Annotated in this window: 9 protein-coding genes; 6 read left to right on the top strand and 3 right to left on the bottom strand. The window is 66.0% G+C overall.

Going from position 1 to position 8,264, the window contains the following annotated elements:
• Window positions 1–430 (bottom strand): hypothetical protein (locus COGEMETH_RS22130; protein WP_238184855.1); only part of this gene is annotated, 430 nt, incomplete at its 3' end.
• A gap of 57 nt (window positions 431–487) precedes the next feature.
• On the opposite strand from COGEMETH_RS22130, the gene COGEMETH_RS22125 reads away from it, so the two are divergent.
• The 3 genes from COGEMETH_RS22125 to COGEMETH_RS22115 are packed head-to-tail and all read left to right on the top strand — an operon-like array spanning window position 488 to window position 3,140.
• Window positions 488–1,225 carry an NUDIX hydrolase gene (locus COGEMETH_RS22125; protein ID WP_238184853.1) on the top strand — a complete coding sequence of 246 codons (738 nt, stop codon included), beginning with the start codon at window positions 488–490 and terminating at the stop codon, window positions 1,223–1,225.
• A 16-nt stretch (window positions 1,226–1,241) separates the two neighbouring features.
• Complete coding sequence (locus COGEMETH_RS22120) at window positions 1,242–2,237, top strand: SPFH domain-containing protein (RefSeq protein ID WP_238184851.1); 996 nt, start codon at window positions 1,242–1,244, stop codon at window positions 2,235–2,237.
• A 9-nt stretch (window positions 2,238–2,246) separates the two neighbouring features.
• Window positions 2,247–3,140, top strand: coding sequence for a hypothetical protein (locus COGEMETH_RS22115; protein WP_238184849.1), 894 nt, complete (start codon window positions 2,247–2,249; stop codon window positions 3,138–3,140).
• Here COGEMETH_RS22115 and COGEMETH_RS25865 read toward each other — a convergent pair.
• Window positions 3,121–3,780, bottom strand: a complete 660-nt coding sequence (locus tag COGEMETH_RS25865; RefSeq protein WP_373875416.1) for a hypothetical protein — start codon at window positions 3,778–3,780, stop codon at window positions 3,121–3,123. The genes COGEMETH_RS22115 and COGEMETH_RS25865 overlap by 20 nt on opposite strands.
• 38 nt (window positions 3,781–3,818) lie before the next feature.
• The gene (locus COGEMETH_RS22105) at window positions 3,819–4,706 is read right to left on the bottom strand and encodes a LysR family transcriptional regulator (RefSeq protein WP_238184848.1); all 888 of its coding nucleotides are present in this window, start codon (window positions 4,704–4,706) and stop codon (window positions 3,819–3,821) included.
• 143 nt (window positions 4,707–4,849) lie between these two features.
• Here COGEMETH_RS22105 and COGEMETH_RS22100 point away from each other — a divergent pair, with 143 nt between their 5' ends.
• The 3 genes from COGEMETH_RS22100 (at window position 4,850) to COGEMETH_RS22090 (ending at window position 7,691) form a co-directional block, all read left to right on the top strand.
• Complete coding sequence (locus COGEMETH_RS22100) at window positions 4,850–5,503, top strand: hydrolase (RefSeq protein WP_238184846.1); 654 nt, start codon at window positions 4,850–4,852, stop codon at window positions 5,501–5,503.
• A 130-nt stretch (window positions 5,504–5,633) separates the two neighbouring features.
• Entirely contained in the window at window positions 5,634–6,596 is a 963-nt protein-coding gene (locus COGEMETH_RS22095) for a pirin family protein (protein WP_238184845.1), read from the top strand.
• Window positions 6,597–6,689: 93 nt separating this feature from the next.
• Entirely contained in the window at window positions 6,690–7,691 is a 1,002-nt protein-coding gene (locus COGEMETH_RS22090; RefSeq protein WP_238184843.1) for a zinc-dependent alcohol dehydrogenase family protein, read from the top strand.
• The last annotated feature ends 573 nt before the right edge of the window (window positions 7,692–8,264 follow it).

Here is an 8,264-nt window from a genome sequence, read left to right as displayed (position 1 = left end):
GCCACCGTGTCGGGGGCATGACTGCCGCCGTGACCTCGCAGAAAGTCGTGGACGGGGAATTGCGGGACATCCTGGAGCAGGGATTGGACACGCCGCTCAACGTCGTCGTCGAGCCGGCCGATCGGGGCAGGTTGGGCACACCGTCCGATACGCCATAGGCGTTCACCTGCCGCGCCCGAAGCGACCTCGAATGCGGCCCGTGCGGTTCCGGCGCAGCGTCGGGCGGGACCTGCGCAATCGTCTCCGGTCTGCCGTCGTCGGCCTGCTGATCCTGGTCGGCCTGCACGTCGTCTCGACGATCACCGTCGAGCATCTCAGTCTCGGGGTTAGCGATCTGGCTGACCTCCACGACGGTCACGACGACCGGCCAGGGCGACTTTTCCGCCGAGGCGGCGGCCGGCCGTGCCTCCACCATCCCGCCGAACCCCACTTGACATATATCCGTATCGCATCTTAGTTAATCGCGACATGGATATAAGGTGGGGCTGTGAGCGAGGCTGAGTTCCTTTCGACCTATGATCCCGCTGCCTACGAACGGCCGGCACTGGCCGTCGACCTGGTCTTGATGGGGGTCCGCGACGGCCGTCCTGGCGCTCTCCTGCTGAAGCGCACCGAACACCCGCATGCCGGCCGGTGGGCGCTCCCCGGCGGCTTCGTCGGCCTCGACGAGACCCTCGACGCCGCAGCCGAACGCATCCTGCGTGACAAGGCCGGGATCGCCAGGGCTCATCTGGAGCAGCTCTACACGTTCGGCGCGGTTGAGCGCGATCCACGCATGCGCATCGTCTCGGTCGCCTACCTTGCCCTCTTGCCGGAGCGAGCCTTCTCCGAGGCGTTGGACGGCATGCCGGAGCTGTCACCAGCGGTGATCGCGGTGTCGTGGGCCGGCGAGGCTGGCGGACCGGTCGCGGCACTGTCGACCGGTCGTCGCGCGGGCGGTGAGCCCCTAGGCCTCGCCTTCGATCACGCCGACATCCTCGCACTCGCCATTCTGCGGTTGCGGGGGAAGCTCGACTATTCGGACGTCGGCTTCGCGCTGCTGCCCGAGCAGTTCACGCTGCGCCAGTTGCAGGACGTGCACGAGGCGATCCTCGGCAAGGCGCTCAACAAGCCGGCCTTCCGCCGCCGGATGCTCGACCGGGGCTGGCTCGAGCCGACAGGCTCCCGCGAGGGCGGCACCTCATTCCGTCCAGCCGAACTCTACCGATTCCGAAGGCCGCGTTGATCCAGAGGAGGATGCCATGGCCACGATCCGCAACATCGGTCTGATCGCCCAGCTCAGGAGCGAGGCGAGCAGCCACATCATCCGCTACCGCAACGGACGCGTCCGGCAGAGCGGGCGGGGGCTGGTCTTCTGGTTTCAGCCGGAGACCGCGAGCATCAGCGAGGTCCCGATGGACGACCGCGAGATGACGGTGTTCGTGCGCGGTCGCAGCAGGGATTTCCAGACCGTCGCGGTGCAGGGGACGATCGGCTGGCACGTCGTCGATCCGGAACTGCTGGCAAGCCGCGTCGATTTTTCGATCGGGCTCGTCACCGGCAAGCTGCAAGGCGAGCCGATCGAACGGATCGAGGGGCGCATCAACGGCATCGCTGGTCAGGCGGTCCTGCAGTACCTGGGTGCGAACCCGGTCGGTGCGCTGCTCGATGCCGGTCCGGAGCCGCTGCGCATGACCTTGGAGGCGGTCCTGGCGACCGCCACCGCCCTTGCCGAGATCGGCGTCGCGCCGGTCTCCGTACGCCTGACCAACCTCGCGCCGACGAGCGAGCTGGAGCGCGCGTTGCAGACGCCGACGTTCGAGGCGCTCCAGCAGAAAGCCGATGAAGCCACCTTTTCGCGGCGTGCCCTGGCGGTCGAGAAGGAGCGGGCCATCGCCGAGAACGAGCTCGCCACCAAGACGGAACTGGCCCGCCGCGAGACACAGCTGATTGCGCAGGAGGCCGACAACGCCCGCAATCGCGCGGCCGGTGTCGCGGACGCGCAGGCGCTGGAGGCGGCTGCCGAGGCCGAGCGCATCCGCCTCGTCGAAGGTGCCAAGGCCGAAGCCGAGCAGCGGCGCGTGGCCATCTACCGCGACCTGCCGCCCGCCGTCCTGTTCGGGCTGGCCGCGCGGGAACTCGCGGGCAAGCTGGAGACGATCGAGCACGTCAACGTCACGCCGGACCTGCTCGCAGCCGCGCTGGGTGAGTTCCGCCGGAGCGCCCCGCCGATGGCCGCCGCGGTCTCTGCTCGCTGAGGACGCGCGATGGCAGCCCTCACCCCGCGCGCCGTGTTCGTGGTTCGCGATACCGACTACGAACTGCTGCTCGCCCGCCATGCGACGCGGGGCCAGGCCAAGTTCTTCCTGGAGAGCCGCGAGCAGAGCATCGCGGATGTCGAGGCGCGGCACCTCCGCTTCCATGCCGTGCTCGGGCAGGCCCGCGCCGCGGTGCCAGCGGATTGGCGGCAGACGCTGGCGCGCCGCGCCGACCTCGATCGTTTCCTGTTCGCGCCCGAGGACGTCGTCGTCGCCGTCGGCCAGGATGGGCTGGTCGCCAACGTCGCCAAGTACCTCGAGGCGCAGCCGGTGATCGGCGTCAACCCGGCCCCCGATCTGTACGACGGCGTCCTGGCGCGGATCGGTGTGGATCGCCTGGGTCCGCTGCTCCTTGCCAGTTTCGCGGGCGCGGCCCGCGTCGAGCGACGGACCATGGTGCAGGCGGTCCTCGACAGCGGTGAGAGGTTGCTCGCCCTCAACGAGATCTTCGTCGGCCACCGCAGCCACCAATCCGCGCGCTACCGGATCGAGGCAGGGGGCACGACGGAGGACCAGTCCTCGAGCGGCCTCATCGTCGCCTCCGGCACCGGCGTGACCGGGTGGGCGCGTTCCATCAGCGAAGCGACGCATCTCCGCCTCGCGATAGGCCCGGACGAACCGGCCGTCGGCTATTGGGTGCGCGAACCCTTCCCGAGCGTCGCCACGGCCACCGGATTGCGCGCGGGCAAGCTCACAGAGGCCCCCCTCGTGGTGACCTCCCGGATGAACGAGGGCGGCGTGGTGTTCGCCGACGGGATCGAGCAGGACTTCATCGCCTTCGGCTGGGGCAGCCGGGTCGTGATCGCTCCGGCTCCTCGGGCGCTCAACCTCGTGGTTGCCTGACATGTCCGAGGACGAGCGCGACGGGTTCATCGCGCAGGCGCGCCACGAACCGAGCGGATGAGGTTTTGCGCGTCGACCGACACGCGCACGCGCCGGCCGTGCGGCAGGCCGATGAGCGGGGCGACATCCGCGAACCTGCTGGTGAAGCGCAACGGCACGGGCGCGTCCCAGCGGCCGAAGAAATCGACGCCGAGGTGACACTGCCGCGGCCGAGACGCTCGGGCAGGCCCTCCAGGATCTCTTCAACGTCGGCGTAGACCCGCGTGAGCGGCGGCCCGCTCAGCGAGCCGGCACGATAGCGATATTGGCGATGGGCCCGGCAGCTCTCAGCGAGGTCGAAGCGCCAGTCCGCTGAGGGCGGGATCGGTTGCAGGCGGCGCTTGTCCGGCGCGGCGACGACGACCGCCAGGGTCGTCTTGGCCTCGCGAGAGGCCCCACGCGGGTTGTCCTGCGTCGGAAGAGCGATCCGGTCCCCCTCCGGTTCGACCCCCTCGGCATCGGCCTTGCCGCCGTTGCGGCCGTGCCGAGATCGGCGGCGTTCGCTCCAACTCGTCGTGGCCGTCCCACGCAGCCGCGTCGTGATGATCCGCAGAACGGGCAGCAGACCGTTCGCCCCCGCCAGGCAAGCACGGTCACTCATGCCCTCCTGGGCGTCACCCCGTTTCGCGCGCCATCGTGTCAGCGCCCCCAAACCTGCCGCGCTCCGTCGAAGTACGCGATCAGCAACTCGGTCAGAACCCGAATCTTCCGTGCGGGATGCGCGCCGGGCGGGCGGACCACGTAGGCCCCCGCCGATGGCGGCGGATGCCGCTTCAGGACCTCGACGAGCGCGCCCGACTTCAGGTGATCGTGGATGAGGCACTCGGCCAGCATGGCAACGCCGAGACCCGCCGCCGCGGCAGCCGCCAGAGCGGTACCGTTATCGGCCTTGAAACGACCCTGGGGCCGAACCGTGACGACCGTGTTGCCGTCGGTGAGGTGCCAAGTCTCCGTGCCCTGCATGAGAGCCTCGTGGGCGACGAGCTCGTCCGGTGTCTCGGGTGATCCGTGCGCCCTGATGTAGTCCGGGCTTGCGACGAATTTCCCGGTGATCGGGCCGACGCGCCGGGCGACCAGACGAGAGTCCGGAAGGTACCCGACCCGGATCGCACAGTCGAAACCCTCCGCGACGAGATCGACGAACCGATCCTCATAGGAGGCGTGTATGTGCAGCTGCGGGTGGCGTCGCGCCATCTCCGCAAGCACGGGAGCGAAGTGGGTCGAGCCGAAGGAGATCGGCATCGCGATCCGGATACGCCCGCGCAGTTCGCCTTCGGGCAGGATCGTCTCCCGGGCTGCCTCGATCTCGGCGCCGGCTCTGGCGGCATGGTCGCGAAACGTGACGCCGGCCTCCGTCAGAGCGGCGCCGCGCGTGGTCCGCGCGAGGAGCTGAACCCCGAGATCCGCTTCGAGCCGCTGGAGGCAGCGGCTGACGATCGACTTGGAGACGCCGAGCCGGCGTGCTGCGGCCGAGATGCCCCCCGCGTCCGCGACAGCGACGAACGTCTGCAGGTCTTCGATCTCCACGTCGGCGTTCCCCGTTCCGCGACACAGCTCGGCGTGAAGAGACGCTACCGTACCCCGATGAGGACTGACAGGTCTGCGCCGAGGCAGCGCCGCGCAAGGCGCGTCCTCTCGCAACCACCTCCTTCACCATCACGGGTATGACGATGACCTTTCGCAACGGCCTCGCGTCGCTCCTCCGTCCCGAAGACTCGGTTGTCGTCCTGATCGACCATCAGCCGTATCAGCTCACGAACCTGAACAGCCACGAGCCGCAGATGGTGGTCAACAATGCGACGGCTCTGGCGAAGGCCGCCAAGGCATTTGGCGTCCCCACCATTTTGACGAGCGTCATCGCCGAACGAGGCGGCCTTATCTTTCCTCAGATCACGGACGTGTTCCCTGGCCAAGATGTGATCGACCGAACCTTCATAAACACCTGGGAAGACGAAGCGGTGGTCGACGCCGTCAAGGCGACCGGCCGCAAGCAGCTGGTCATTGCCGGATTGTGGACTGAGATCTGCGTGGCGATGCCCGCGATCCAGGCCGCGGGCGAAGGCTGGGACGTCACGGTCGTCACCGATGCCTCGGGCGCCGTCTCGGTCGAGGCGCACCAGGTCGCCATCCAGCGCATGATCGCGGCCGGCGTGAACATGATGACGTGGCTGGCGCTGGCGGCCGAATGGCAGCGTGACTGGGCGCGCGCCGAGACGGCGGGCAAGGTCTCAGATGTGCTCGTACAGCACGCAGCCGGCAGCGGCATCGCGTATCTGTGGGAGCAACAGCTGCTCAAGACGCCGGTACCAGGCACGGCAGGATGATCGAGCCGTGGCGCTCGGAACGGCCGGACCTCAGGTCCGGCGGGAACGACTGCCACACCGAAGACGGATTGGAAGCCGGCTGGTAGGACGCCCTACCAGCCGGGCTATGGTCGTAGAATGGAGACAACAGATGAGTTGGATACCGTGCCCTGATCCGACACCCGGCGACCGCACCAGCGCGGACGCGATCGAGACGCTCGTCATCCCGCGTGCAGTCGACCTCGGCGAGATGGTGGTCCGACGTGCGCTGCCCTCCGTCAAACGCCAGATGGTCGGCCCCTTCATCTTCTTCGACCAGATGGGGCCGGCCGAGTTCCTGACCGATCAGGGAATCGACGTTCGTCCCCACCCGCATATCAACCTCGCCACCGTCACCTTCCTGTTCGAGGGACAGATCCTTCATCGCGACAGCCTCGGAACGGAGAAGACCATCGAACCCGGCGCCGTGAACTGGATGCGGGCCGGCCGCGGCATCGTTCACTCCGAGCGCACGAGCGCGGAGCGCAAGCACAGCGGCCAACGCCTGTTCGGCATCCAAAGCTGGATGGCCCTGCCCGAGGAGCAGGAAGAAAGCGATCCGGCCTTCGTGCACCACGGCGCTCAGGACTTGCCGATCGTCGAGGGTGACGGGGTTCGAGCACGCGTGATCGCCGGCGAGGTGCTCGGCGCCCGCTCGCCGCTCATCACCCCCTCCGAGACGGTCTACGCGCATCTCAACCTTCGAGCCGGCGCTCGGATGCCCATCGAACCCGCGTTCGACGAGCGCGCCGTCTACACGCTCGGCGGTGAGATCGAGATCGCCGGCGACACGTTCGGGCCGGGCCAACTCCTCATCCTGCGGCCGGGTGACCAAGTCGTCATCGCGGCGACGAAGGACGCCGACTTCATGCTCTTCGGTGGGGCACCGATGGGCGGCCCACGCTACATCTGGTGGAACTTCGTGTCCTCACGCCTGGAGCGTATCGAGCAGGCCAAGGAAGAATGGGCCCAGGGCCGCTTCGACACGGTCCCGGGGGACGTTGAGGAGTTCATCCCGCTGCCGCAGACAAGCGACAAGCCGCGCCGCGCGACAGGCGGAGTCTTCTACCCCTGAGGTCGCCCGCAAAAGTTGTGTGCGTATTACAATGATCATATGTATTTGCCAATAAGTCCCTTACCATCATTCGGGTTTTAGAAAAGGTTAGCCATGACCGGCACTATGAAAGCGATCGTACTCCGTAAGTTCGGTGGTTTCGACGCTTTCGAGATGCGCGACGTTTCCGTAGCAGCCGTCGGACCTCGGCAGGTCCGGGTACGCGTCCACGCCACCGCCATCAATCCCCTGGACTATCAGATCCGACGCGGCGACTACGCCGATTACGTGCCCCTCCCCGCCATCATCGGCCACGACGTTTCCGGCGTCGTGGAGGAGAAAGGGGCCTATGTGAACGCGTTCGAGGTAGGGGACGAGGTTTACTACACGCCGAAGATCTTCGGCGGCCCCGGTTCGTACGCGGAACAGCACGTTGCCGATGTCGATCTGCTCGCCCGCAAGCCGCGCAACATCAGTCATTTGGAGGCTGCCAGCCTGACGCTGGTTGGAGGGACGGTCTGGGAATCTTTGGTGACCCGTGCCCGGCTGACCGTTCAGGAGACCATTCTGATCCACGGTGGTGCCGGCGGTGTGGGTACGGTAGCGATCCAGCTTGCCAAGGCGATGGGTGCGCGGGTCATCACGACGGCGCGCCGTAGCAACCATGAATTCGTGCGTTCGCTCGGAGCGGACGAGGTAATCGACCATACCTCCGATGACGACGTCTTGGCCGTTGCGGAACTGACGCAGGGGCGAGGGGTAGACGTCGTATTCGATACCATCGGCGGCGATACCCTGACGAGAAGCGCGCTCGCCCTCGCGGATGCCGGACGCGTGGTCAGCATCGTTGACATTGCACAGCCGCAGAACCTGATCGAGGCTTGGGGAAAGAACGCCACCTACCATTTCGTGTTCACCCGACAGAACCGAGGCAAGCTCGACGCGTTGACGAACCTTGTCGAACGCGGCCTGATCAAGCCGGTGATCGGTGCGGTGCTTCCTCTGGCTCGCATCGGCGAAGCGCATGAATTGCTCGAAGGCGGAAGCTCCCGTGGGCTTCGCGGCAAGGTAGCGATCGATGTCGTGGGCCGGACTGTCGAACTCCCCACGCGATGATAGTTTTATCTAGACGATATTATTATATTTTTTCAATCGCAAAACCAAAACGTGCGGATCTCTACAACGAAGACGATTACAAACCAAATTATCGAATGGGCATCGCTGGGATTTCGGTGGAAAAATCCGTCTCCCTCACTGATAGTTTTGGTTTTAAGCCGAAGGCACGACGGGAATCGACCACCGCAACGGGTCGTCGAGACAAAGTTGGAAACGCCTTCTTGAACCAGTATCGTTTTCAGGAACAACAACGACACATAGTTTGTGACGCCTTCAGGCACCGACCTTCCGGAAAAATTCCTGTCCGCAAATCACCCAGCCCGGTCGTACTGGCTGTCTCATTGAGCAGCCTGAAGCGGACCTTCCCATCGATGGCCAAAGGGTCGAAAGCGGCCCCTGTCCATTGATTGCAGAAATCAAATCTCTCCCACGAGGCATCGAAACGGTCGAGGATCGACACGAAATCTATGTCGGAAGCATTTCAAATCAATCGCCGCAATGAGAGTTCGGCCTTGAGATACGCATAGAAGATTGGCGCCGCGACCAGACCGGGAATGCCGAAGAGGGCTTCCA

Origin of the sequence: Methylobacterium trifolii (assembly GCF_022179685.1) — a bacterium.
Taxonomy (GTDB): Bacteria; Pseudomonadota; Alphaproteobacteria; order Rhizobiales; family Beijerinckiaceae; genus Methylobacterium; species Methylobacterium trifolii.
This window is presented reverse-complemented; position numbering and strand designations above follow the sequence as displayed.

Bases quoted from the DNA above. Each gene is read 5' to 3' on its own strand.
- COGEMETH_RS25865 (WP_373875416.1), bottom strand. From the start codon at position 3,780: ATGAGTGACCGTGCTTGCCTGGCGGGGGCGAACGGTCTGCTGCCCGTT.
- COGEMETH_RS22095 (WP_238184845.1), top strand. From the start codon at position 5,634: ATGAGTTGGATACCGTGCCCTGATCCGACACCCGGCGACCGCACCAGC.
- COGEMETH_RS22120 (WP_238184851.1), top strand. From the start codon at position 1,242: ATGGCCACGATCCGCAACATCGGTCTGATCGCCCAGCTCAGGAGCGAG.
- COGEMETH_RS22090 (WP_238184843.1), top strand. From the start codon at position 6,690: ATGACCGGCACTATGAAAGCGATCGTACTCCGTAAGTTCGGTGGTTTC.
- COGEMETH_RS22115 (WP_238184849.1), top strand. From the start codon at position 2,247: ATGGCAGCCCTCACCCCGCGCGCCGTGTTCGTGGTTCGCGATACCGAC.
- COGEMETH_RS22100 (WP_238184846.1), top strand. From the start codon at position 4,850: ATGACCTTTCGCAACGGCCTCGCGTCGCTCCTCCGTCCCGAAGACTCG.